At 73.6% G+C, this 23685-nt stretch carries 21 protein-coding genes; 10 read left to right on the top strand and 11 right to left on the bottom strand.

Annotated elements, in window-relative coordinates; translation table 11 throughout:
* Positions 1 to 91: 91 nt before the first annotated feature.
* Together MQV74_RS15625 and MQV74_RS15630 are read right to left on the bottom strand one after the other, a co-directional pair.
* A complete protein-coding gene (locus tag MQV74_RS15625; protein ID WP_242718110.1) occupies positions 92 to 1843 on the bottom strand; it encodes a TIGR03767 family metallophosphoesterase in 1752 nt (583 codons plus the stop codon).
* A 267-nt stretch (positions 1844 to 2110) separates the two neighbouring features.
* Entirely contained in the window at positions 2111 to 2665 is a 555-nt protein-coding gene (locus MQV74_RS15630; RefSeq protein ID WP_242718112.1) for a CGNR zinc finger domain-containing protein, read from the bottom strand.
* Positions 2666 to 2821: 156 nt separating this feature from the next.
* On the opposite strand from MQV74_RS15630, the gene MQV74_RS15635 reads away from it, so the two are divergent.
* From MQV74_RS15635 to MQV74_RS15650, 4 genes are all read left to right on the top strand, one after another.
* A complete protein-coding gene (locus MQV74_RS15635; protein WP_242718114.1) occupies positions 2822 to 3277 on the top strand; it encodes a VOC family protein in 456 nt (151 codons plus the stop codon).
* Positions 3278 to 3350: 73 nt separating this feature from the next.
* The gene (locus MQV74_RS15640; RefSeq protein WP_242718116.1) at positions 3351 to 4235 is read left to right on the top strand and encodes a pyridoxamine 5'-phosphate oxidase family protein; all 885 of its coding nucleotides are present in this window, start codon (positions 3351 to 3353) and stop codon (positions 4233 to 4235) included.
* 56 nt (positions 4236 to 4291) lie between these two features.
* Positions 4292 to 4738: an NUDIX hydrolase gene (locus MQV74_RS15645; protein ID WP_242718118.1), complete on the top strand. Its 447-nt coding sequence runs from the start codon at positions 4292 to 4294 to the stop codon at positions 4736 to 4738.
* 536 nt (positions 4739 to 5274) lie between these two features.
* Positions 5275 to 8574, top strand: coding sequence for a S8 family serine peptidase (locus tag MQV74_RS15650; RefSeq protein ID WP_242718120.1), 3300 nt, complete (start codon positions 5275 to 5277; stop codon positions 8572 to 8574).
* A 100-nt stretch (positions 8575 to 8674) separates the two neighbouring features.
* Here MQV74_RS15650 and MQV74_RS15655 read toward each other — a convergent pair whose 3' ends face one another.
* From MQV74_RS15655 to MQV74_RS15665, 3 genes are all read right to left on the bottom strand, one after another.
* On the bottom strand, positions 8675 to 10171 hold the full coding sequence (locus MQV74_RS15655; protein WP_242718122.1) for a M28 family metallopeptidase: 1497 nt from the start codon (positions 10169 to 10171) through the stop codon (positions 8675 to 8677).
* A gap of 226 nt (positions 10172 to 10397) precedes the next feature.
* Entirely contained in the window at positions 10398 to 11198 is an 801-nt protein-coding gene (locus tag MQV74_RS15660) for a hypothetical protein (protein WP_242718125.1), read from the bottom strand.
* Entirely contained in the window at positions 11195 to 11737 is a 543-nt protein-coding gene (locus MQV74_RS15665; protein ID WP_242718127.1) for an RNA polymerase sigma factor, read from the bottom strand. Before MQV74_RS15665 ends, MQV74_RS15660 begins: the two co-directional genes overlap by 4 nt.
* Positions 11738 to 11968: 231 nt before the next feature.
* Here MQV74_RS15665 and MQV74_RS41165 point away from each other — a divergent pair, with 231 nt between their 5' ends.
* From MQV74_RS41165 to MQV74_RS15680, 3 genes are all read left to right on the top strand, one after another.
* Positions 11969 to 14026 (top strand): TerD family protein, encoded by a 2058-nt coding sequence (locus MQV74_RS41165; protein WP_308402273.1) that lies wholly within the window; start codon positions 11969 to 11971, stop codon positions 14024 to 14026.
* 182 nt (positions 14027 to 14208) lie between these two features.
* Entirely contained in the window at positions 14209 to 15216 is a 1008-nt protein-coding gene (locus tag MQV74_RS15675; RefSeq protein WP_242718135.1) for an aspartate-semialdehyde dehydrogenase, read from the top strand.
* Between the two features lie 176 nt (positions 15217 to 15392).
* Positions 15393 to 15908 carry a DUF1203 domain-containing protein gene (locus tag MQV74_RS15680; RefSeq protein WP_242718137.1) on the top strand — a complete coding sequence of 172 codons (516 nt, stop codon included), beginning with the start codon at positions 15393 to 15395 and terminating at the stop codon, positions 15906 to 15908.
* Between the two features lie 6 nt (positions 15909 to 15914).
* Here the strand turns inward: MQV74_RS15680 and MQV74_RS15685 are convergent, their stop codons facing one another.
* Positions 15915 to 16799, bottom strand: coding sequence for a LysR family transcriptional regulator (locus tag MQV74_RS15685; protein WP_242718139.1), 885 nt, complete (start codon positions 16797 to 16799; stop codon positions 15915 to 15917).
* Between the two features lie 125 nt (positions 16800 to 16924).
* On the opposite strand from MQV74_RS15685, the gene MQV74_RS15690 reads away from it, so the two are divergent.
* Positions 16925 to 18109, top strand: a complete 1185-nt coding sequence (locus MQV74_RS15690) for an MFS transporter (RefSeq protein WP_242718141.1) — start codon at positions 16925 to 16927, stop codon at positions 18107 to 18109.
* Here MQV74_RS15690 and MQV74_RS15695 read toward each other — a convergent pair.
* Entirely contained in the window at positions 18106 to 18543 is a 438-nt protein-coding gene (locus tag MQV74_RS15695) for an ATP-binding protein (RefSeq protein WP_242718143.1), read from the bottom strand. The genes MQV74_RS15690 and MQV74_RS15695 overlap by 4 nt on opposite strands.
* A gap of 235 nt (positions 18544 to 18778) precedes the next feature.
* Here MQV74_RS15695 and MQV74_RS15700 point away from each other — a divergent pair, with 235 nt between their 5' ends.
* Entirely contained in the window at positions 18779 to 19630 is an 852-nt protein-coding gene (locus MQV74_RS15700) for a helix-turn-helix domain-containing protein (protein WP_242718145.1), read from the top strand.
* An 8-nt stretch (positions 19631 to 19638) separates the two neighbouring features.
* Positions 19639 to 19839, top strand: a complete 201-nt coding sequence (locus MQV74_RS15705) for a DUF397 domain-containing protein (RefSeq protein WP_242718147.1) — start codon at positions 19639 to 19641, stop codon at positions 19837 to 19839.
* On the opposite strand, the gene MQV74_RS15710 is transcribed toward MQV74_RS15705, so the two are convergent.
* From MQV74_RS15710 to MQV74_RS15725, 4 genes are all read right to left on the bottom strand, one after another.
* The gene (locus tag MQV74_RS15710) at positions 19808 to 21082 is read right to left on the bottom strand and encodes a flavin-dependent oxidoreductase (RefSeq protein ID WP_242718149.1); all 1275 of its coding nucleotides are present in this window, start codon (positions 21080 to 21082) and stop codon (positions 19808 to 19810) included. The genes MQV74_RS15705 and MQV74_RS15710 overlap by 32 nt on opposite strands.
* Positions 21079 to 21879: an ABC transporter ATP-binding protein gene (locus MQV74_RS15715; RefSeq protein WP_242718151.1), complete on the bottom strand. Its 801-nt coding sequence runs from the start codon at positions 21877 to 21879 to the stop codon at positions 21079 to 21081. Before MQV74_RS15715 ends, MQV74_RS15710 begins: the two co-directional genes overlap by 4 nt.
* A 128-nt stretch (positions 21880 to 22007) precedes the next feature.
* Positions 22008 to 22781 (bottom strand): ABC transporter permease, encoded by a 774-nt coding sequence (locus tag MQV74_RS15720; RefSeq protein WP_242718153.1) that lies wholly within the window; start codon positions 22779 to 22781, stop codon positions 22008 to 22010.
* Entirely contained in the window at positions 22781 to 23683 is a 903-nt protein-coding gene (locus MQV74_RS15725) for an ABC transporter permease (protein ID WP_242718155.1), read from the bottom strand. The genes MQV74_RS15720 and MQV74_RS15725 overlap by 1 nt, the downstream gene beginning before the upstream one ends.
* Between the last annotated feature and the right edge of the window lie 2 nt (positions 23684 to 23685).

A 23685-nucleotide genomic window follows, 5' to 3' on the forward strand; every position in this document is an offset into this window, starting at 1 on the left:
GTACGTCCGCCCGTCACGCAGGGCAGAACTCCGCCCCGGCCGGGAAGTCACGGCCGGGGCGGTCGGGCGGAGGCGGTCGGCGGGGCGGGGCTCAGCGCTTGCGGAGGACGAGTTCCGTGTTGCGGTCGCCCGGTTCGCCGCCGAGGGCGGGTTTGGCGCCGGGGGCGTTGAAGGCCAGCTCGCGGTAGAGCGCGGCGAGTCCGGTCTGGGAGAGGTCGGCGAAGTCCGTGCGGTGCGGGGCCGCCGACTCGATCAGGGTGGTGAACAGGGACAGCGTGCCGTCGTGGTTGTCGACCAGCTCGATCACGCGCGCGAGCTGCGGGAAGTCCACGTGCGACGCGGTGGAGACCTCCCAGAGCGAGCCGTGCGGGGTGATGGCGTTCTTGTGGCTGTGGCCGTTCACCCAGGCCAGGACGGAGCGGTGGCGGCGCAGCAGCGCGAGCACCTCCTCGCCGCCGTGCCGGGCCTCGCGCGGGTGGTGCGGGTCGGTGACCAGATTGCGCATGGTGCGGCTGGTGTGGTGGCTGAAGACGATGACGTACGAGGCGTCGCCGCTGCGCTCGACGGCCTTCAGGGTCCGCTCCAGCCAGCGCAGTTGGGCGGTGCCGAGCGAGCCCTCGTAGTGGCCGCCCGGGTCGGTGGTGTCCAGGCTGATGCCGAGGACGTCGTCGGTGATGCGGAAGGCGTAGTACTGCGTGCGGTCGGCCAGGTTCTCCTGGGTGTAGCCGTGGCCGACGGGGCCGCGGCCCGCGTGTGCCGGGTCCAGGTGGGCCCGGACGTACTCGGCGGGGGTGAAGGGGGCGCGCGCGGCGTCCGGGGTCACGGACCGCATGCGCCGCTTCTCCGCCCGCAGCACCTCCTTGAAGTGGGCGCCCTTGGGATCCTGCCCCTTCTTGACGGCCTTCCACAGGGCGGCGCCGCGCGCCGCGTCCAGGGACATCAGCTTCCGGCCGCCGACGGCGAGGTCGGCGAAGTAGGAGTCGCCGGGGGCGTAGCAGCCGCCGGGCAGGGCGTCGTGGTTGCCGACGGTGGAGTACCAGGGGAGGTTCAGGCCGGGGCTGTTGACCTGCCGGATCGCGGCGTCGAGGAAGCCGTGCAGCTGCGGGAAGCCGACGCGCTTGTCGGCGTCGCGCAGCGCGGCGTCGGGGTGCCAGTACAGCTTCAGACCGCTGTTCTGCACGCCTTCGTAATGGCGCGGGTCGCCGGAGTTGGGGGTGACGCGGCCGCCGCTCATCACCTTGAGGAACCAGTCGAGTTCGGTGCGGGAGTTGTTGTCCGTGTTGTCGCCGGTCGTCATCACGAAGTGCAGGGGCGCGCCGGTGGCGGGCGCGCCGCGCAGCGCGTTGACCCGCTCGACGAGCGAGACCGCGCCCGCCACGGACAGGGCCTCCTGCGGCCGCCACGCGCTCGCCGTCTGGGCGCGCAGGTACTCGTACCGCAGCGGATGCTGTACGTCGACCAGGTGCAGGTCCGTGAACTGGACGAAGGCGGCGAGCGCGGTGCGGCGCTCCTGTCGGCCCCGGTGGGCCGGGGCCAGGTCGGCGCGGACCACGCGGGGCCAGGCCGGTCCCTCGCCCAGGCGCCGGAAGCCGGAGGTCCCCCGGGGCGCGGCCGCCGAGCGGAGGGTCGTGCCCGTGCGGTAGGGGGCGAGCGGGGCGGCGGGCGCGGGGCGGGACACCGCGACCGGGCCGCGCTGGGCGGCGGCCGCCTTCCCGTGGCCTCCCGGTCCCACGGCGTATCCGACGCCGGCGGACAGGGACACCGCGCCCGTCGCGGCGAGGAACGCCCGGCGGTTGACGGCGGCGGTCGTGACGGCGGTGGCGACAGAGCGTATGCGCGACATGGCGCGTCTCCCCGAGTGCGAACGCGTCGGCAGTGGTCGCGGGGAGGTCCGGACCGTGGCTGTCCGGTGCGCTCCCCGCTCGTACTGGATCGTTGGCAGCGGGGGTGACCTGCGCGTTAACGACGCCACAACGGGTGACGCCGATCACCGTAAGTGGATCTGAGGGGCACCCTGCGTGTGCATGCGCATCTCTCCGGACGGAGGCGCGCCGGTCACGCGCCGTTCACTTCCCGGGGTAGGGGGGCGGCCCGGGGGCGCGCGCCGGGGTCAGGGGCGGGTGCGGGCGTAGTGGCGTGAGGCCTTGGCCCGGTTGCCGCAGACGGCCATGCTGCACCAGCGCCGCGTGCCGTTGCGCGAGGTGTCGAAGAAGTGCAGGACGCACGCCTCGTGGGCGCAGCCGCGGATCCGGTCGGGCGCGGCGGACAGCAGGTCCAGGTAGTCGCGCACGGCGAGCCAGGCGGGACCCCAGGCCGGGTCGGCGAACTCCGGCTCCTCGGCGGGGCCTTCGGGGGTGAGCCGGGCGCGGATCCGGCCGTGGGCGAGCACCGCGTCGAGGCGGGCGACCGCCGTCGCGTCGCCGCCCGGCTTGCCCGGCAGGTCGACGAGTCCGGCGAGGGCGTCGCGGGCGGCGAGGACGTTCCGCAGCGTCGGCGCGTCGGCGGTGAAGCGCGCGTCGAGGCCGTTCGCGGCGAGCCAGACGGCGAGTCCCTCGGGGTCGGTGAGCAGGTCCTCGCGGGCGCCGTCGTGCATCCAGCGGGTGTTGAGCAGGTCCAGGGAGAGGGGCTCGCCGGTGAGCGGGCGGGGGTCGTGGGCGGCGGGCATGGGCTCTCCCTTCAGAGCTAACCAGTCAAGAGTACGTGAGCGGTTGACGCTCTCGATCACTAACCACTAATCTAACTTTCAACGGTTAGCCGATCCGGCGCGGAGGACCGACAGCTCCCCCGTGCCGCCGGACGCAAGCACTCACAGGGGAGAGTCATGACCACGATCAGCGCACCGCCCACCGGCCACATCGGTCTGAACGTCACCGACCTGGACCGCTCGCTCGCCTTCTACCGGGACGTCATCGGCTTCGAGGTGACCGGCGAGGGCGCCGAGGACGGCCGCCGCTACGCCTTCCTCGGCCGCGCGGGCACCCTCGCGCTCACCCTGTGGCAGCAGGCGAGCGGCGCGTACGACTCCGGGCGCGCGGGCCTGCACCACCTCTCGTTCGAGGTGGAGTCCGTCGACGTCGTCCGCGACTACGAGCGCGATCTGCGGGCCCACGGCGTGGAGTTCGCGTACGACGGCGTCGTGCCGCACGGCGAGGGCGCGGCGTCCGGCGGGATCTTCTTCCACGACCCGGACGGCACCCGTCTGGAGATCTACACCCGGTCCGGCGCCGGCACCGGCACGGCCCCGTCGGGCTCGGCGCCGACCTGCGGCTTCTTCTAGGAGTCCGCTCCGCACCGCCGCCCCCCCGCTTCCCGCTTTCCCGCTTTCCCGAGCCCCGAAGGAGGGCGCCGTCGTGACCTCGCACGATCCCTACCACCGCGGCTCACGCGCCGTGCAGGACCGCGTGGGCGTCCGCGCGCTCGCCGACCACGTCGGCCGGTCCATCGGTCCGGGCATCCGGCCGGTCGCCGCCGCGTTCCTCGTGCTCCAGCCGATGCTGGTCGTCGGCGCCCGGGACCCGGACAGCGGGCGGGTGTGGGCCTCGCCGCTCACCGGCGACCCCGGTTTCGTCCGCGCCACGGGGGCGCACCAGGTGTCCGTGGCGGGCGGGGCCGGGGCGGGCGACCCGCTCGCCGCCGCGCTCGGCCGCCCCGGCACGCCCGTCGGTACGATCGCCCTCGACCCCCGCACCCGGCGCCGCATGCGGCTCAACGGGAGGGCCCGGCCGACGCCGCGCGGCCTCGCGATCGAGGCGGACCAGGTGTTCTCCAACTGCCCCAAGTACCTGCAGCGGCGGCAGCTGGTCGGCGGGCGGCGCGACGGGGCCGCGGCGGCGCCGCGCGTCACCTCCGAGCTGACCGCGGCCCAGCGGCGGTTCGTCGCCGCCGCCGACACCTTCTTCGTCGCCACCGTGCGCGACGGCGGCGCGGACGCCAGCCACCGGGGCGGCAACCCCGGCTTCGTCCGGGTCCACTCCCCGACCGAGCTGAGCTGGCCCGACTACGCGGGCAACGCCATGTTCCTCACCCTGGGCAACCTCACCGCCGACCCCGGCGCCGGGCTGCTCTTCCTCGACTGGACCAGCGGCACCGCGCTCCAGCTCACCGGCACCGCCGCCACCGCGTACGGGCCCGGCGGCGAGCGCACCGTCCGCTTCCGCGTCGACGGGGCCGTCGAGACCGCCGGGGCCAGCCCGTGGACGTGGTCCGCGCCGGAGTACTCCCCCGCCAACCCGTGATCGGCAGTTGGGTAACAGACCGTGCCTTGCCGGTGTACGCGGTCTAACGTCAGCGAATGCACAAGGAGCTCCGGGTGGCGGCCTACGCCGTATGCGTGCGGGACGGATCGGTGCTGCTCGCCCGCTGGGTCGCGGGGGACGGCAGCAAGCGCTGGACGCTGCCCGGGGGAGGCATGGACCACGGCGAGGACCCCTACGACACGGTGATCCGCGAGGTCGACGAGGAGACGGGGTACGCCGTGGAGCCCGTCGTGCTGCTCGGCGTCGACTCGCTGCGGCGGCGGTATCCGCGGCGGCTCGGGGCGGTCGCCGACTTCCACGGGGTGCGGCTCGTGTACGAGGGGCGGGTGGTCGGGGGGTCGCTGCGCCACGAGACGTCGGGGTCGACGGACCTGGCGGCGTGGCACGCGCTGGACTCCGTGCCGGGGCTTGACCGGGTGAGCCTGGTGGACGTCGGGCTCGACCTGTGGCGTGGGCGGCCGCCCAACGGTCACCTCGCCTGACCCCTGGGTCCTGAACCGGTCCTCCCCACCGCTACCGCGGCGGGTTCCCTCCCACCACCCCCACCCGTGCCGCCCCAGCGACCCGCCCGGCCCCGACCTCGCGGCTTCCCCGCCGTCGTCCGGCTTCCGCCGCTACCGCGGCGGTCTTCCCCACCACCCCCACCCGTGCCGCCCCGGCGACCCGCCCGGCCCCGACCTCGCGGCTTCCCCGCCGTCGTTCCGTGGGCCTCAGGGGGCGGGTGGGTGGAAAGCACCGCGAGTGCGGTGGAGGCGGGGTCTCAGGGGCCGCGGCCCATGGTTCGGGAAGGGGCGGGTCCGGGGCGCCCCGCGAGGAGCCGGTGGGGGCAAGTCCCGTTATGGGGCGGGTTGTTCCTCATGGCGTATGGCGGAAGTACGCCACCGCGTAACCCCGGGGCAGGCAGGGCTCCCCAAAAAGGCACCCCTTACGTAAAGCTGAGCGGTCATCCGGCCCCGATTTCCGGACCGCTTTGGCCCCTTCGAACCTGACCACTTCGAATTCACGTACAGGGATGTAGATGACCCGCGAAGCACAGCACTCCACCGAGGACGGAGCGGGCGCGAGACGCACCGCCCGCCTCGCCACCGCGATAGCCGTGGCCGCCGCCCTGACCGCGGCGGCCCCGCTCCCCCTGGCCTTCGCCGACGACACCCCCGCCCCGGCTCCGAAGTCCGCCGCCGCCAAGCTGGGCGCCGCCGACGCGGAACTGCTCGCGGACGCGAAGGCGGACGGCGACAAGACCGTCACCATGATGGTCGCGACCCAGCCGGGCGCGACCGAGCAGGTCGCGAAGCAGCTGGACGCCGTCGAGGGCGGCTCGGTGGGCCGCACGTACGACAAGCTCGGCTACGTCCGCGCCTCCGTGCCGACCGCGAAGGCCGACGCCGCGATCAAGGCGGCGAGCAAGCTCACCACGGTGCACGGCATCGACCTGCGCCAGGAGATCGAGCTGGACGACCCGAAGCCGCAGAGCGCGAAGGGGGCCGGGCCCGCCGCGGGCGCCGCCGCCTACCCCGCGCCCGGCAAGGACACGCCCGCCAAGAACCCGTACAACCCGTCCTTCGAGACGGGCGCCGTGGACTTCGTGAAGAAGAACCCGAAGGCGGACGGGCGCGGGATCACCATCGGCGTCCTCGACTCGGGCGTCGACCTCGGGCACCCGGCGCTGCAGAAGACCACCACCGGCGAGCGCAAGATCACCGACTGGGTGACGGCGACCGACCCGATCGTGGACGGCGACGGCACCTGGCGGCGGATGACGAACCCGGTCAGCGGTCCGTCCTTCACGTGGGACGGGGACACGTGGAAGGCGCCTTCCGGGTCCTTCCAGATCAGCCGGTTCCGCGAGGCCGCCACCGCGGGCGGCGACGCCAAGGGCGACCTGAACCGCGACGGGGACACGACGGACACCTGGGGCGTCCTGTACGACCCGGCCGCCGGCACCGTCCGCGTCGACCTGAACGACAACAAGGACTTCACCGACGACAAGGCGATGAAGCCCTACGGGGACAAGCACCAGGTCGCCTACTTCGGCAAGGACGACCCGGCCACCGACGTCGCCGAGCGCGTGCCGTTCGTCGTGGAGATCCGCAAGGACGTCCCGACGGACCCCTACGGCGGCGACTGGGTCGGCAAGAAGGCCGACTTCGTGAACATCGGCCTCATCGAGTCCGAGCACGGCACGCACGTCGCGGGCATCACGGCCGCCAACAAGCTGTTCGGCGGCAAGATGAGCGGCGCCGCGCCCGGCGCCAAGATCGTCTCCTCGCGCGCCTGCACCTGGTCCGGCGGCTGCACCAACGTGGCCCTGACCGAGGGCATGATCGACCTCGTCACCAAGCGCGGCGTCGACATCGTCAACATGTCCATCGGCGGACTGCCCGCGCTGAACGACGGCAACAACGCCCGTGCCGAGCTGTACAAGCGGCTCATCGACACCTACGGCGTGCAGCTGGTCATCTCCGCGGGCAACGAGGGCCCCGGCGCCAACACCATCGGCGACCCCGGGCTCGCCGACCACGTCATCTCCGTGGGCGCGGCCATCTCCAAGGAGACCTGGGCCGCCAACTACGGCTCCGAGGTGACGAAGAAGTACGGCATGTTCAACTTCTCCTCGCGCGGGCCGCGTGAGGACGGCGGCTTCCAGCCGCTGATCACCGCGCCGGGCTCGGCCATCAACACCACGCAGACCTGGCTGCCCGGTGGCCCGGTCGTCGAGGCGGGCTACAAGCTCCCGGCCGGCTACTCGATGCTGAACGGCACGTCGATGTCGTCGCCGCAGGCGGCGGGCTCGGCCGCGCTGCTGCTCAGCGCCGCCAAGCAGCAGCGGATCGACCTCACCCCGGCGAAGCTGCGCACCGCGCTCACCTCGACCGCCGACCGCATCCCCGGCGTCCAGGCCTATGAGCAGGGCACCGGCCGGATGGACGTCATGGGTGCCTGGGACGCCATCAAGAGCGGCGCCAAGGCGCACGAGTACACCGTGAAGGCGCCCGTCGACACGGCCCTCGACCAGGAGCTGAAGAAGCCCGGCACCGGTCTGTACGACCGTGAGGGCGGCCTGAAGGCGGGCGAGAAGAAGACCTACAAGGTCACCCTCACCCGGACCACCGGGCCGCGCGGGCCCGTGCGGCACGAGCTGAAGTTCGCGAACAACCACGAGAAGACGTTCCGGCTCGTCGGCCCCTCCGAGGTCCTGCTGACCCGCGACAAGCCGGTCACGGTCAAGGTGCAGGCCGCGCCGCAGTCGGCGGGCGTCTCCAGCGCCCGTCTGACCGTGAACGACAAGCGCACGCCCGGCATCGACCACCAGATCATGACGACCGTGGTGGTCTCCAAGGAGCTGGCCAAGCCGAAGTTCACGTACACGGCCAAGGGCTCGGTGCAGCGCAACAGCACCAAGTCGTACTTCGTGACGGTCCCCAAGGGCACGAAGACCCTTGAGGTCGCCCTCGGCGGGCTCGCGGACAAGAGCCAGACGCGCTTCATCTCCGTGCACCCCTACGGCCTGCCGTCCGAGGAGACCTCCTCGCTCGTCTGCTACCCGAACTTCCCGAACCCGGACAACACCTGCCGTCCCGACCTGCGGTCGTACAAGGACCCGACGCCGGGCGTCTGGGAGATCGAGGTCGAGTCGCGGCGCACCTCGCCGGTGCTCGACAACCCGTACACGCTGAACGTGTCCGCGCTCGGCGTGTCCTTCGCCCCGGCGCCGCAGAAGGTCGACGACGCCAAGGTCGGGCAGCCGACCCCGGTCACCTGGAAGGCGACGAACGACTACGCCACGGTGGACGGCAAGCTGAAGGGCGGCTCGCTGGGCTCGGCCGTCACCGCGCGGCCCACCGTCAAGCAGGGCCAGAAGCAGACCACCACGGTCGTCGTGCCCGAGGGTGCCGAGCGCCTGGACGCCGCGATCGGCGCCACCTCGGACGCCCGCGCCGACCTGGACCTCGCGGTCCTCAAGGACGGCCGGGTCGTCGCGCAGTCGGCGGACGGCGACTCGGACGAGTCGGTGAGCATCGCCAAGCCCGCCCCGGGCACGTACACGATCGAGGTCGCGGGCTACTCCATCCCGTCCGGCCAGACCGCGTACGACTACCGTGACGTGTTCTTCTCCGCGTCGCTCGGCCAGGTCAAGGTCGACGAGGCCAAGCCGGTGAAGCTCGCCAACGGCGAGTCCGCCACCGTCGCGGCCGAGCTCGTCGCGGGCGCCCCCGCCGCCTCGGGCCGGGTGCTCTTCGGCGAGGTCAACCTCCTGAACGCGCGCGGCACCGTCGCGGGCACCGGCACCGTGACGGTCGCGAAGGTCAGCGAGTAACCGCTACGGAGACCGTCCGCTGCACGGCATGCGGAAGGGGCGGGCACCTGGTCCAGGTGCCCGCCCCGTTCTCGTGCGCGCGGCGGTGCCGCGCGGGGGATCAGCGCTTGAGCGAGCCGAGGTCCTGCGCGTAGACGCCGACCGCGTTCGCGATGACGTCGACGTTCACGTCGAAGATCTTGCGGTCGATGTTCTTCAGGGTGTCGCCCTTGCCGTGGTAGTTCGGGTCGTAGGGCCGGCCGGCCTTGCCGCCCGCCTTCGCCGCCTGCTCCTCGGTCTTGAGGCCCTCGGCGCCGGTGAAAGTGCCGCCCGCGGGGATGCCCTCGGCGATGAAGGGGCCGTAGTCGGAGCGGCCGTCGAAGTCGGTGCCCCAGTGCGGGACCTTCTTCTTGTCGAGGAAGCCGTTGATCAGCTTCTCGATCTGGGCGGAGCCCTTCGGACCCGGGCCGGAGCCGACGTTGTCGGAGTTGTCGCCGTCGTAGACGAGTTCGGCCGCGTTCGGCGAGCCGATCATGTCGAAGTTCAGATACAGCTTGATGTTCTTCTTCTGCTTGGCCGTCAGCGACTTGACGTAGTGGTCGGAGCCGAGCAGGCCGAGCTCCTCGGCGGACCACCAGGAGAAGCGGACCTTGTTGTTGAGCTTCGTGCCGCCCTTGGTCGCCTTGGCGAGCTTCTCGGCGACCTCGATCAGACCGGCGGAGCCGGAGCCGTTGTCGTTGATGCCGGGGCCCTCGGGCACGGAGTCCAGGTGGGCGCCGAGGCCGACGACGCGGTCGGCGCGGCCGCCGCGGGTCTCCGCGATGACGTTGCGGGTCTTGTGCGGGACGGCCTTGGTGGCGACGTCCAGGGAGACCTTCACCTCGCCCTGGGCGATCTGCTTGGCGAGCGCCTCGCCCTCGGCCAGGGTGATGCCCGCGGCCGGGATGTGCGCGTTGTCCGGGGTCTCCAGGTTGCCGTGGACGGGCTTGTCACCGGAGTGGTTGTACAGGATCAGACCGACCGCGCCCGCCTTGGCCGCGGCGGCCTCCTTCTCGGCGAAGGTGCAGGAGCCGCGCTTCACCAGGGCGATCTTGCCGGTGAAGGTGTCCGAGGTGTAGTCGTCGGCCTCGCAGCCGGGGGTGGCGTCGACGCGGGCGGCGGCGAGCGGCGCCTGGATGCCGCCCTCGGGCGTCGCCTTGCTGAAGTCGAAGGCCACGGCGTTGAGCTTGCGCGCCTCGGGCGACAGGACGGCCGCGCCCTCACGCAGCGTCTGCGACTCGTAGAACGTGAAGTCCTGGTACGAGACCTTGTACCCGGCCTTCTTCAGGCGGTCGTGCACGTACTTGGTGGACGCCTGGTGTCCCTTGGTGCCCGCGGAGCGGTTGCCGCCGTTCTTGTCCGCTATCTCCTGGAACTTCTCCAGGTGGCGGTAGGCGCTCTTGCCGGAGGACTTCTCGACGAGCTTCTTGGCGAGCTTCTTCGCCTGCCGCTCCTGCGTGGTGGGGTGCGGCTTGTGGTCGGCCTGCGCGCCCGCCTGGGGTGCGGCGGCGAAGAGGACGGGGACGGCGACGGCCGCGGAGACGAGAGCGGCCGTCGCCCGGCTGCGGGGTGCGCGCACGGGGGTCCTTCCATGGGGGGGTTCGGTGACCTGTGACGATCACTGCCGATCGCATGTGATCACCAGTGATCGCGGTGGAAGGAAGTTAGCCCGGAAAAACCGCAGTTCAAAGGGTTTATCGTCGGGCGCAACAGCGCCTTCACCCAACTGTCACCGGAACTCAGCACTCCAGTCCGTGTCCCTCAGCGCTCCGCTCCGCGTGCCTCAGCGCTCCGGTCCGCACCCCTCAGCACTCCAGTCCGCGCGCCTTCGGCAGTGCGGCGACGATCCAGCGGCGCTCGTCGGGGATGTCCTTGCCCGTCGCCCAGAGGTCCGGCGAGGCCTCCCCCTCGGGGATGCCGATCAGGGCACGGTCGCCCGCGCGCAGGGGCGGATCCACGTTCACGTCCATCACGAACGTCACCTCCTCCGGCGCGTCGGCGGGCTTGTAGGCGCGGGACACGTCCAGGGTGATCCGGTCCTGGCCGCCGCCCGGCAGCGTCTCCACGCTCCGCACGGTGCCCTCGACGATGAGGCGGGCGCAGGCGACGTAGCCCGCGGGCGACCGCTTGCCGTCCGCGTCCTGCTGGGGGGCGTCCTCGCCCGGCCCCCGGCGCTCGACCCCGGCGTCGGCGCCCGCCGCCTTGCCGGCCCCGTCGTCCCCCGCGCCGAGGTCGGCCCGCGCGCCCAGCCACACCACACCGCCGAGCAGGCCCGCGGCGGCCGTGGCGGCGAGGGCGAGCAGCGCGCGCCGCCACCCGGGCGCGCCCGGGCCCCGCACCGGTCGCGGCGGCGCCTCCCGCGGGCCCCGCGCCAGGGCGTCCCCCACGGCCCGCAGCTGTTCCCGCAGCGCCGCCACGTCCGCGACCGCCGCCGCGTGCTCGGCCAGGAACTCCTCGTCGGCGCGCGCCGCTTCGGGCACGGGCTCGTCCGTGACCGCGAGCATCAGCGCGTCGGGGCCGTCGTACCGCTCCCCGGGCGGCCCGCCCCGCGCGGCGCGGCCTTCGTGCTCGTCGTGCCCGTCGTACGCGCCGTGCGCCACGGTCACACCACCTCTTCCTTCCGCAGCCGCGTGCGCAGCATCCGTACAGCCGTGTGCAGCCTGCTCTTGACCGTGCCCTCCGGGATGCCGAGCTCGGCGGCGATCTCCCGCACCGGCAGGTCCGCGTAGAAGCGCAGGACGACGACCTGCCGCTGGCCGTCCGGCAGTTCGTCCAGGCCCTGGGCCACGGCCAGCGACAGGACGCGCGACTCGGCGCCGTCGTCCTCGGGCCGCTCCGGGCGCAGCGCGGCGAGCCGTTCGCCGAGCCGCTCCTGGCGGTGCCGGGCCCGGTGCCAGTCCACGGCCCAGTTCGAGGCGACGACCGCGGCCCAGGCGGACACGTTCCGCGGGGCCTGCTCCCCCTTCGCCGCCCGTTCCAGGAGCCGCAGCCTGACCTGCTGCACCCCGTCCTGGAGTTCGCCGTACGGCACTCCGCCGAGCGACAGGACGGCCCGGACCCGGGCCTCCTGGGCCGGATCGAGCGGGTCTGCCGCCGGGCGGTCGGCCGCGTCGCGCGCCTGACGGCGTGGTTTTCCGCGCAGCAATGCCCCTCCCCCTCCTCCGTTTCCCCTACGACGCGGCAGCGGGCCGAATCGTTCGACGGGGCGGGGAGCTGTCTTCAGCGGGGCGGGGAGGCGCCTCCGACGGGCGGGGCAGTTGCCGGGGCGGGGCGCGTCGCCGCAGGTCAACGGCGTGACGGGGGTGGCACATCCGGAAGCCTCTCCGCCACTTCTCCTCATCGACTTCACACTGTCTCCACTGACACGATGAGCCCCATGACGCACATCTCCAAGGGGGCCAACACCCCTGTCCCGGTGGCTCCGTTGCGGGTCGCGGTCTGCCGCTCGCAGGTGCCCGGGGCACCCGTCGTCGACGCCTCCGCCCTGCTCCTCGACGCGCGCGGCACGGTCCGGGGCGACGCCGACCTCGTCTTCTACAACCAGCCCGCGCACCCCTCCGGCGCGGTGCGGCACGCGGGCACGGCCGAGGGCGGCGGGCAGCTCGCCGAGTGGCTGGAGGTGGACCTGCCGAGGGTCGAGCCGGACGTCCAGCGCGTGCTGATAGCCGGGTCCTGCGACGGCGGCACCTTCGGCGCGGTGCCCGGCCTGTACCTCCAGGCCATGACCGGTGACGGCGGCGTCGTCGCGCACTACGCGGTCACCGACGCGTCCACGGAGACGGCGTTCGTGCTCGGCGAGTTCTACCGGCGCGACGGAGGCTGGAAGTTCCGTGCGGTCGGGCAGGGCTACGCGTCCGGCCTCGCGGGCCTGGCGACGGACTTCGGCATCGCGATGGAGCAGCCGGCGCCGCCCGCCCCGGCGCCCGCACCACAGCCGGTCCCCCAGCCGCAGCCGGTGCCGCAGCCCTCGTACGCGCCGTCCGCACCCGCACCCGGGCCCGCGCCCGCCGCGCCCCTGGGCCCCGAGTTCCACCCCTTCGCCCAGCAGGGCCACGGCAACGGCGTCGTCAGCGTCGACGTACCGCTGCCGCCCGGCGCCGCGGTGCTCGTCGAGGCGTGGCAGCGCGGCGACGGCTACTTCGGCGTGACCACGCTCAACCGGCGCAACAAGGACGACGACTACCTCTTCAACAGCACCCTGGACGACTTCCGGGGCCGCATGCTCGTCAAGGTCCCGCAGGGCCGCCCGCTGCGCCTGCGCGTGGAGGCCGACAACGAGTGGGGCGTACGCGTCCTGCCGCTCTCGGCGGCCCGCCCGCTCGGCCCCGGCGCGCTCCAGGGCTACGGCCCCGACGTGCTCGCGTACCACGGCACGGCCGCCGACCTCGACGTGGACTTCGCGGGCGACGAGGACGGCGGCGGCTACATCGGCCTGAAGAGCTACGACGCCACCCGGCTGCGCGACCTCGACGACTACGACCTGCTCGTCAACGACACCGACCGGCTGCGCCAGACCGTGCCGCTCACCGACGGGCCGCTGCTGCTCGCCCTGGAGGCCGACGGCCCCTGGCAGCTCAGCGCGCGCCCGCTGCCGGTCGTCGACCAGGCCGTCGCCCAGGCGACCGGCGCCTACTCCGGGCGGGGCCGGGCCACGGTCACGCTGGTCAACCCGGCCCCCGGCCGACCCGCGCTGCTCGACTACGCGATCGCGGGCGAGGACTCCTTCCTCGGGTACGAGGCGAAGCTGCTCGACGAGTACGACGACGAGGAGCAGTTCCTCAGCGGGCAGAACAACGGCGAGCGTGGCCGGACCCTGATCTTCCGCGACGGCGCCGCGCAGGTGCGCCTCAAGCTGGACGGCACGGGCGACTGGAGCCTGCGGCTGCTGCCCGTCGAGCAGGCGCCGCCCCTGACCGGCCCCGCCGAGGGCACGGGCAGCGCGGTGTTCCGCTACGACGGGCCGCCCGCGCTGCTCGGCCTCGCCCGCACCGGCTCCGACGACGCCCCCCTGAGCACCCGCACCGTCCAGGCGCACGGCCGCACGGCGATCTCCGCCGACACCTCGGGGCGCCGCCGCCCCGTCACCGGGCCGCTCTGGGTCTCCCCCGCGGGCTACGCGTACGTCCTGGTCAGCACGGGCGACCACACCGCCTGGCGGATCGAACCGGCCCCGGTGGCCGGCGCGCCCGCCCTCGGCAAGGGCGGGCGCGTCGAAGGGCAGGGCTATGGAGTCGTACGTCACACCGGTACGGAGACCGAGATGATGCTCACCCACGAGGGCCGGGGCCTGATCGACCTCCTGGTCCTCTGGGAGCTCGACGAGCGGCTCGAACCGGTGCGGCGGATCAGCACCGCGGCGGGCCTGCAACTGCTGCCCGGCGGCTACTTGCAGATCAGGACCAGCGGCCGCTGGGGCATCGAGCACCGGGGCTGAGGGCCCCGCGGCACCGGGCCGTCCCCGGGCCCCGGCCCGGGGACGGCGTCTCACCTGCTGGTCAGCGCCGCCCCCGCACACGATTGAGACCTCAATGAATTGGACAGGCGCCCCGGGGTCCCCCGCATGATGGGAAGGCTGAAAGCCAGCCGAGGCACGTGCCAGAACTTTAGGGAGTAGCCGTGAAGGTCGGAATCGTCGGAGCCACCGGTCAGGTCGGCACGGTCATGCGCAAGATCCTGATCGAGCGGAAGTTCCCGGTCGACGAGCTGCGCCTGTTCGCCTCGGCCCGCTCGGCCGGGACCGTCATCGACGGCGTGACCGTCGAGGACGCCTCGACCGCCGACTACACCGGCCTCGACATCGTGCTGTTCTCGGCCGGTGGCGCCACCTCCAAGGCCCTCGCCGAGAAGGTCGCCGCGCAGGGCGCCGTCGTGATCGACAACTCCTCGGCCTGGCGCCGCCACCCCGAGGTGCCGCTGGTCGTCTCCGAGGTGAACCCGCACGCGATCGCCGACCGCCCCAAGGGCATCATCGCCAACCCGAACTGCACGACCATGGCCGCGATGCCCGTCCTCAAGCCGCTGCACCAGGAGGCCGGGCTCACCTCGCTGGTCGTCGCCACCTACCAGGCCGTCTCCGGCTCCGGGCTCGCGGGCGTCGAGGAGCTGTACGGGCAGATCGAGAAGGTCGGCGCCGACGCCCCGAAGCTGGCCCACGACGGCGCGGCCGTGGACTTCCCCGCGCCCGACAAGTACGTCGCCCCGATCGCGTACAACGTCCTGCCGATGGCGGGCTCCGTCGTCGACGACGGCCTGAACGAGACCGACGAGGAGCAGAAGCTCCGCCACGAGTCCCGCAAGATCCTGGAGATCCCCGACCTCAAGGTCTCCGGCACCTGCGTGCGCGTGCCCGTCTTCACCGGCCACTCCCTCCAGGTCAACGCCCGCTTCGAGCGGCCGATCAGCCCCGAGCGCGCCGTCGAGATCCTCTCCGGCGCGGAGGGCGTCGTCGTCACCGACGTGCCCACCCCGCTGGTCGCCGCGGGCCGCGACGAGGCCTTCGTCGGCCGCGTCCGCCGCGACGAGACCGTCGAGCACGGGCTCGCGTTCTTCATCTCCGACGACAACCTCCGCAAGGGCGCTGCGCTGAACGCCGTGCAGATCGCCGAGCTGGTCGCGAAGTCCTGACCGGACAGCTGAACCGGGCCCATCGGCGCTGCGCGCCTCGTCCTCACGTGCCGGACGGGCTCGGTCTGTCGCGCTCCGCGCTCGTCCTCAAACGCCGGACGGGCTGAATCTGTCCGCGGAGGACGGTGTCCGAAAGGTGCCAGCGTGAGGGGTGGCCGGGGGCCATGGTGGGGGGCATGAGCACCTTGTACACACCTCAGCCCATCCAGCCGGAGGCGTTGGCGCAGCTGCGCGAGAGGGACGACGCGGGCCGCGCCTGCGTGCCGTACGTCGACGCGGAGGGCGGCTCGCCGCTGCGCTGCTGCCTGCGCCCGATCGCCCCGGGCGACCGCGTCGCCCTGGTCGCGTACGCCCCGCTCCGCCGCTGGGCGGCACAGACCGGAGCCCGGCCGGGCGCGTACGACGAGCAGGGCCCGGTCTTCATCCACGCGGACCCCTGCGAAGGCCCCGCGGAGGAGGCCGCCACCGGCTACCCGTTCGCGCGCGCCGGAGCGCTGCGCGCCTTCCGCCGCTACGACGACCGCGGCCACATCGTCGGCGGCCGCCTCCTGGAGCTCCCCGAGGACACGACGGCGGGCTACGACGAGGCCTTCGAGGAGGCGTTCGCCGACCCGGAGGTCACCCAGGTGCACGTCCGTGCCGTGGAGTACGGCTGCCTCCACTTCGTGGTGCGCCGCCCCGAAGCCGCGTAACGGGCGTCACGCCGCCGCCGGCACGGCGGTCGCCTCGGTCACCGCCCGCGCGAACGCCCGCACCCGCTCCGTCTCGCCGTCCCGGTGCCAGACCATGCCGAGCACCGAGTCCGGCACCCCGTCCACCGGTACGAAGACGACGTCCTCGCGGCCGTGGTACGCGGCCGTGGGGCGGCACAGGAGCATCGCGCCCTGCTCCGCGGCGACCAGGGTGAGGCCCTCCTGGAGGGTCCGGACGGCGGGCGCGGGCAGGGCCGAGGGGGCGTGGGCCTCGCGCCAGTAGGCGGGGGCGGGCGGCGCCGCCGCGACGAGGGGCAGGCCGCGCAGTTCGGCCGCGGCGAGCCGCTCCCGCCCCGCGAAGGGATGCCGCACCGACACGGCGACGGTCTGCTGCTGCCGGGAGAAGAGCGGGCCGAGGACGAGGTCCGGCTCGGCCACCGGCAGGAGCACGATCGCCGCGTCCACCTCGCCCTGGCGCACCGCCCCGAACGGGTCCGCGAAGGGCACCTCCGCGATCTCCGTGACGCAGGCCGGATGCCGCTTCCGGAAGGTGGTGATGGCCTCCATGAGCCGGGCGTCCGCCGTGCCCTGGAAGCCGATGCGCAGGCGGCCCTCCACCCCGCGCGCGGCCTCCTTCGCCCGGTCGACGACCGCGGCCAACTCCGCGTAGGCGGGACTCAGTTCCGCACGGAATCGCTCGCCGAGCGGGGTCAGTCGCACCCGGCGGCTAGTACGCTCCACGAGCCGGGCGCCGATCCGCTGCTCCAGCGCGGCGAGCAGCTGGCTGACCCGGCCCTGTGAGACATACAGCCGAGCCCCCGCCCGTCCGAAGTGCAGCTCTTCGGCCAGCACGAGGAAGCACTCCAGCTCCCGTATCTCCACTCCGCCCACCGCCGCCAGCTCCCGCCCACGCTCGATCGTTCCGGGATCGATGAGTCCCGCTCATTCAAGGATGAGATCTTCGGCGTTGTTCCCGGTCGCCGGGCGGGCGTTGTCTGGTGCCCATGGAAACGCCCATGGAAACACTGACCCAGACCCCCCACGTGGACACGCGGCAGCGGGCCCTGCCGCTGTCCGTCGTCGCCGTCGCCGCCGCCACCTTCTCCGTCGTCACCACGGAGATGCTGCCCGTCGGCCTGCTCACCTCGCTCGCCTCCGGCCTCGGCGTCTCCGACGGCACGGCGGGCCTGACCGTCACCCTGCCCGGCGTGGTCGCGGCGCTCGCCGCCCTGCTCCTGCCGGTCGCGGTGCGCGGCGCGGACCGCCGGGCCGTCCTGTGCGGCCTGATGCTCCTCCTGGGCGCCGCGAACCTCCTGTCGGCCCTGGCGCCGTCCTTCGAGGTCCTGCTCGTCGCGCGGCTCGTGGTCGGCCTCTGCATCGGCGGCGTGTGGGCCGTCGCGGCCTCCCTCGCGGTGCGCCTGGTGCGGGCCGAGTCCGTCGGCCGGGCCACCGCCGTGATCTTCAGCGGCATAGCCGTGGCGTCGGTCCTCGGCGTGCCCGCGGGCACCTTCCTCGGCGAACTCGCCAGCTGGCGCTGGGCCTTCGGCGCGGTGGCCGCGCTCGGCCTCGGCGTGGCCGTGCTGCTCGCCGTGGTGCTCCCGGCGCTGCCGCCGAGCGAGCCGGTGCGCCTCGGCGTCTTCCCCGGCCTGCTGCGCCTGCCCCGGCTCCGCGTCGGCCTGATCGCGGTGGCGCTCCTGGTCGTCGGCCACTTCGCCGCGTACACGTACGTCCGTCCGGTCCTGGAGCGGGTGCCGGACGTGGGCGCGGGCCTGATCAGCGGCCTCCTCCTGTGCTACGGCGTCGCGGGCATCGCGGGCAACTTCCTGGGCGGCGCCTTCGCCGCCCGCGACCCGCGCCGCGCCCTCCTGCTGATCTCCGCGGCCCTGGCGGCGGTGGTGCTGCTCCTGGTCCCGGCGGGCTCGTCCCTGCCCGCGTCCGTCGCCCTGCTCGTCGCCTGGGGCCTCGCCTACGGCGGCGTCTCCGTCTCCTCCCAGAACTGGGTCATGGCCGCCGCCCCCCAGGCCCGCGAGGCCGCGTCCGCGCTCTTCGCCGGGATCTTCAACATGGCGATCGCCCTGGGCGCCCTGCTCGGCGGCCGGGTCGCCGACGGCCTGGGCGCGACGGACGTCCTGTGGCTGGGCGGCGGCCTCGCGGTGCTCGCCCTGGGGGTGGTGGCGACGGTGGGCAGGAGTACGCGCTAGGCGGCCGCGCCGAGCTCGCACCAGACGTATTTGCCCGCGTCGCCCTCCCCCGGCAGCGGGTGCCAGCCCCAGGTGTCGGAGCAGCAGCGGATCAGGTCGAGCCCCCGGCCGTCCTCCAGGTCGAGGGGTGCCGGGCGCGGGGTCGGGGCGGGCGGCGTGGGGTCGGCGTCCCAGGCGCCGATGCGGAGGACTCCGTCGGCCCACAGGAGGCGGAAGGAGACGGGGCCCTTGGTGTGGCGCACGGCGTTGGAGACCAGCTCGGTCGCCAGGAGTTCGGCCACGTCGACGACGCCGCCGAGGCCGTGCACGGTGAGGATCACACGGAGCGTATGGCGACACACAGTAACCGCGCAGAGCTCGCGCGGAATGTGCAGGGTGTACTCCCAGGGCTCGGCGCCGGGAAAGGGTTCAGGTTTGCAGCCGCCCTCGGACATAGGCGAACTTCCTTTGGGGTCTGAGGAGTTGGGAACACGCGACGGACCCCGGGCGGCTACGGATCACCCCGTCATGGCGTGCGGGGACGGCCCGTCTCCGGAACTCCCGATGTCTCACTGCGTGAGCGACACATCACTGACGGTAGGCCTGAAAATTATGACCTCGCAAGCCGTACACGTAATCTGACACCCGAACGAGGAGACCCGCAGGGCGAGTTGGACCAAGGAGCCGATGATGGCGACGAGGCGACACCCCACTGCCCGGCAGGTGCGCCTGGGCAGCGAACTGCGCCGGATGCGCGACGCGGCCGGACTGAAGGCGACCGAGGCCGCGGCCCTCCTCGGAGCGAGTTCCGTCCAGATGAGCCAGATCGAGACCGGTATCGCGGGCGTGAGCGAGGAGCGGGTCCGCCGCCTCGCGGCCCATTACGCCTGCACGGACGAGGCGTTGGTCGACGCCTTAGTGGCGATGGCCACCGACCGGACCCGCGGCTGGTGGCAGGAGTACCGGGGCGTGCTGCCCCAGGCGTTCCTCGACCTGGCCGAGCTGGAGCACCACGCGGCGTTCCTGCGGGAGGTGGTCATCACGCACGTGCCGGGGCTGTTCCAGACGCCGGACTACGCCCGGGCGATCTACTCGTACGTCAACCCCTGGCTGCCGACGGGTGAGCTGGAGCCCCGGGTGGAGCACCGCATGCGGCGCCGCGCCGTCATCGAGGGCGACGGCCCCACGCCGTACGAGGCGATCGTCCACGAATTCGCCCTGCGGATCCGCGTGTCCGACCGTCAGGTCGCCCGTACTCAGCTCCGGCAGATCCTCGACCTGAGCGAACAGGACCACATCCGGGTGCGCGTCATCCCCGTCGACCAGGACGGCTTCGCCGGTGCCGGGGCCTCGATGATGTACCTCGGCGGCCCCGTACGCAGGCTGGACACCGGACTCAGGGACGCGCCCGTCAACAAGGGTCCCGTCGACGCCGAGGCCCAACTGCGACAACTCCGGGCCCTGCTCCGTAAGGTGGAGGAGGCGGCACTCGACCCCGCGCGGTCGCGCGACCTGATCCAGCGTGTGACGGAGGAGCTGTGAGACGACCGATGACCCCGGTAACGGCCTGGCAGAAGTCCAGCTTCTCCGACGGCGGCGACGGGGACCACTGCGTCGAGGTCGCCTCCACGCACGGCGCCCTCCACCTGCGCGAGAGCGACGCCCCGGGCACCGTGCTGACCACCACCCCCGCCGCGCTCGCCCGGCTTCTGGACCGGCTCAGGGAAGGCCCCACGAACCCCTCCCGTTGAGCTCCGCGACATCCGTGCCCGTCGTCCAGCGGTACGCGGCCTCCAGTTCGCCGAGCTCCGCGGGGGTCAGGACGTCCTGCACCCGCTCGAAGCCGTCCGGGGCGCGCTCGGCGACCGCCGCGAGGAAGCGGTCGGCGGGCATGCGGCGGTTGGCGAGGACCAGCGCGGAGGTGGCCTCGCGGCGGATCTCCTCGTAGGCGCGGAGCCCCGCGGCCCGGTCGGGGTCGGTCAGGGCCAGGCAGCGGGCCAGGACGCGGGCGTCCAGGATGGCCTGGGAGCCGCCGTTGGAGCCCACGGGGTACATGGGGTGCGCGGCGTCCCCGAGAAGGGTGACGGGCCCCTTGCCCCACCACGGCAGCGGCTCCCGGTCGACCATGGGGTACTCCAGGATGCGGCGGGTCGCGGCGAAGAGGGCGGGCACGTCGAGGTCGCCGATGCGCCAGCCCGCGTAGTGCGGCAGGACGTCGGAGAGGCGGCCGCCCCGGTTCCAGTCGGCGGAACCGGGCCCGCCGCCCGGCTCCGGCGGGAAGCGGACCTCCGCCACCCAGTTGAGCAGGGCCCGGCCGCGCAGCTCGGCCTCCCGCGAGATGGGGTAGACGACCAGCTTGGCGTGGGCGTTGCTGCCCGCGACGGCGACCGTGCGGCCGCCGAGGACCGGGTGCCACTCGGTGACGCCGCGCCACATCCGGATGCCGTTCCAGCGCGGCGGGCCCTCGCCGGGGTGCAGCCGGGAGCGGACGGTCGAGTAGAGGCCGTCGGCGCCGACGAGGGCCCGGACCCGGACCGCGTGCTCCCGCCCGCGGGCCACGTCCCGCAGGACGACCCGCAGCGCGTTGCCGTCCTCCATGAAGCGGACGAACGCCGTGCCGGTGACCACGGCCCGGTCACCGAGCCGCTGGCGCACCGCGTCGAGCAGGAGCATCTGGAGGGCGCCGCGGTGGATGGAGTACTGCGGCCAGTGGTAGCCGAGCGCGAGGCCGCGCGGTTCGCCCCAGATGCGGTTGCCGTGCCGGTCGTAGTGGACCATGTCGGCCGTCTGCACGCCGGTCGCGGCGAGCAGGTCGCCGAGGCCCAGCTCGGTCAGCTCCCGTACGGCGTGCGGGAGGAGGTTGATGCCGACGCCGACGGGCCGCAGCACGTCGACCGGTTCGACGACGCGCACGCCGATACCCGCCGCGTGCAGGCTCAGCGCGGTGGTGAGGCCGCCGATGCCCGCGCCCGCGATCAGTACGTCCACGGTCATGGCCGTCGCACCGCCCGTCCGACCTCGGCCCGGAGCTTCACGAACTCGGGCAGGCCGCGGGTGGCGATCCGGTCGCGCGGCGCGGGGAGTTCGACCCGCAGCTCGCGGTGGACGCGGCCCGGGGCGCCGCTGAGGACGACGACGCGGTCGCCGACGTACACGCTCTCGTCGATGTCATGGGTGACCAGGAGGATGGTCATGCGCCCCGGCGCCGCGTCCTGGCCGTCCGCCGCGTGCCCGCCGCCTTCCGCGTGTCCGCCCCGTACGGCCAGGAGCAGGTCCTCCAGGTCCTCCCGGGTCTGCGCGTCCACCGAGCCGAAGGGCTCGTCCATGAGCAGCAGCGCGGGCCGGTACGCCAGGGCCCGGGCGATGGCCACGCGCTGCTGCATGCCGCCGGAGAGCTGCCAGGGGTACTTGGCCGCCGCGTCCGCGAGGCCGACCTGGGCGAGCGCGTCCCGGGCGCGGGCGCGGCGCCCGGCGCGGTCGAGGCCCCGGCGGCGCAGCGGAAGGGCCACGTTGTCGCGGACGGTCAGCCAGGGGAAGAGCGAGCGCGTGTAGTCCTGGAAGACGACCGCGAGGCCGTCCGGCACGGCGCCGTCGACGGCCCGGCCGCCGACCGTGATCCGGCCCGCGCTCGGCCGCTGGAGGCCCGCCACGCACCGCAGCAGCGTGGACTTGCCGCACCCCGAGGGGCCGACGATGCTCACCAGTTCGCCCCGGTCCACGAAGAGTTCGACGTCCTCGACCGCCTGATGTCCGTCGTCGTAGCGATGACTGAGCCCCGCGATGTCCAACATCCCGTGTTCCCCCTGTGCCGTGATGCCAACTGCCTCGTGGTCTATGTGAATTGAGTGCTCACGTGCTTCGGTCGTTCCCTCTGTGCCGGGTGAACCGGTTGCACGGGAACGGCGGGCGCCCCCACGCCCTAGGTGTTTCCGCGCCTGGCGCCCCGGTGCCAGGCCAGTGCCTTCCGCTCGACCAGCAGGAAGAGTCCGTTGAGTACGCAGCCGACGGCGCCGAGCTGGAGGATCACCACCCACATCCGGTCGGGGCGGAACTCCCGCTCGGCCGCGTTGAGCCGGGCGCCGACCCCGTCGCCCGCCCCCATCAGCTCGGCGACGACCATGAGGATCAGGGCGAAGCCGAGCGCGACGCGCAGCCCCGCGAAGACCTTCGGCGCGGCGGCGGGCAGCACCACGTACCGCAGCCGCGCGGCCCCGCCCAGGCCGAAGACCCGGGCCGAGTCCAGCTGCACCGGTTCGACGGAGCGCACCCCGTCGACGGTGTTGAGCAGCACCGGCCACACGACCCCGAACACGACGGTCGCGAGGCGCATGGACGTGCCGAGCCCGAAGACGACCATGAAGAACGGGATGAGCGTGGGCGGCGGCACGGCCCGCGCGAACTGCAGCACCGGTTCGAGCACGTGCCGCGCCACCCGCGAGAGCCCGATCCCCACCCCGACGGCCACCCCCACGGCCCCGGCGATCGCCCACCCGAGCAGCAGCTGCCCGAGGCTCTGCCGGAGCGCGTCGAGCCCGGGTTCGCGCACCATGAGCCGCACGATGCGGCCGGGCGGCGGGAAGTAGACGTCCCCGGCCCGCCGGGCGGCCACTTCCCAGACGAGGACGAGGAGAGCGAGCAGCCAGCCGCGCAGCGCGAGGAAGCGTACGGTTCGCCGAACGCGGCGGGTGGCCACTACTCAGCCCGTCCCGCGTTGGAGGACGAGCGCGCCGCACTGGCACCGTGGGGAAATAGCCCCCGCCCCACGGCCACGAGCACCCCGTTCGCCACCACCCCCAGGGCCCCGGCCCACACCGCCCCCGCCACCATCAGGTCCGGCCGCCCGCCCCCGGACTGCGTCTGGAGCAGATACACGCCGAGCCCCGAGTCGCCCCCGGCCCGCAGCTCCGCGCTGACCGCCACGATCAGCCCCACGGAGGCGGCGATCCGCACCCCGGTGAGCACGAACGGGCCCGCGCTCGGCAGGGACACCCGCCAGAGGACGGACAGCGGCCCGAAGCCGAAGGACCGCAGGGTCTCCTTGGCGACGGGGTCGACGTCGCGGAGCCCGTACAGGGTGTTGAGGAGGATCGGCCACAGCGCGGCGTAGCAGACGAGGGACCGCTCGACCCGCACCGGTTCGGCGAACACGAGGATCGCCAGCGGGATGAGCGCGACGGACGGCACGGGCCGGGCCAGCTCGACGACGGCGAGGCTGGCGGCGTCGAGCCGGGGCAGCGAGCCGAGGAGGAGCCCGGCGGGCACGGCGAGGGCGACGGCGAGCGTGAGCCCGCCGAGCCAGGCGGAGACGGTGGTGCCCAGATGGCCGAGGAAGCCGTCGTCGACGGCCATCCGGGCGGCGCGGGCGAGCACGGAGGTGGCGGGCGGCAGCTCCCCGTCGCCGAAGGCGCCGGTGCGGGAGAGCAGTTCGAGGAGGAGCACGGCCCCGCCCACGCCGAGCGCGCCGAGCAGGGCCCGCCCCCACCGCCGGGAGACGAGCGCCCCGGCGCGCGGAAGGGCGCCCGGGCGCACGCGGCGGCGGGCGCGCGCCCCTGTCTCCGGGCCGGACCCGGGACCGAAGCGCGCCGCCTCCTTCACCG

The sequence above is a fragment of the Streptomyces sp. AN091965 genome, from assembly GCF_022698285.1.
Taxonomy (GTDB): domain Bacteria; phylum Actinomycetota; class Actinomycetes; order Streptomycetales; family Streptomycetaceae; genus Streptomyces.

Excerpts from the sequence above, each read along its gene's own strand:
- MQV74_RS41165 (WP_308402273.1), top strand. The coding sequence starts at position 11,969 with ATGACGCACATCTCCAAGGGGGCCAACACCCCTGTCCCGGTGGCTCCG.
- MQV74_RS15705 (WP_242718147.1), top strand. The coding sequence starts at position 19,639 with ATGACCCCGGTAACGGCCTGGCAGAAGTCCAGCTTCTCCGACGGCGGC.
- MQV74_RS15630 (WP_242718112.1), bottom strand. The coding sequence starts at position 2,665 with ATGCCCGCCGCCCACGACCCCCGCCCGCTCACCGGCGAGCCCCTCTCC.
- MQV74_RS15690 (WP_242718141.1), top strand. The coding sequence starts at position 16,925 with ATGGAAACACTGACCCAGACCCCCCACGTGGACACGCGGCAGCGGGCC.
- MQV74_RS15700 (WP_242718145.1), top strand. The coding sequence starts at position 18,779 with ATGGCGACGAGGCGACACCCCACTGCCCGGCAGGTGCGCCTGGGCAGC.
- MQV74_RS15680 (WP_242718137.1), top strand. The coding sequence starts at position 15,393 with ATGAGCACCTTGTACACACCTCAGCCCATCCAGCCGGAGGCGTTGGCG.
- MQV74_RS15625 (WP_242718110.1), bottom strand. The coding sequence starts at position 1,843 with ATGTCGCGCATACGCTCTGTCGCCACCGCCGTCACGACCGCCGCCGTC.
- MQV74_RS15710 (WP_242718149.1), bottom strand. The coding sequence starts at position 21,082 with ATGACCGTGGACGTACTGATCGCGGGCGCGGGCATCGGCGGCCTCACC.
- MQV74_RS15695 (WP_242718143.1), bottom strand. The coding sequence starts at position 18,543 with ATGTCCGAGGGCGGCTGCAAACCTGAACCCTTTCCCGGCGCCGAGCCC.
- MQV74_RS15645 (WP_242718118.1), top strand. The coding sequence starts at position 4,292 with ATGCACAAGGAGCTCCGGGTGGCGGCCTACGCCGTATGCGTGCGGGAC.
- MQV74_RS15635 (WP_242718114.1), top strand. The coding sequence starts at position 2,822 with ATGACCACGATCAGCGCACCGCCCACCGGCCACATCGGTCTGAACGTC.
- MQV74_RS15650 (WP_242718120.1), top strand. The coding sequence starts at position 5,275 with ATGACCCGCGAAGCACAGCACTCCACCGAGGACGGAGCGGGCGCGAGA.
- MQV74_RS15715 (WP_242718151.1), bottom strand. The coding sequence starts at position 21,879 with ATGTTGGACATCGCGGGGCTCAGTCATCGCTACGACGACGGACATCAG.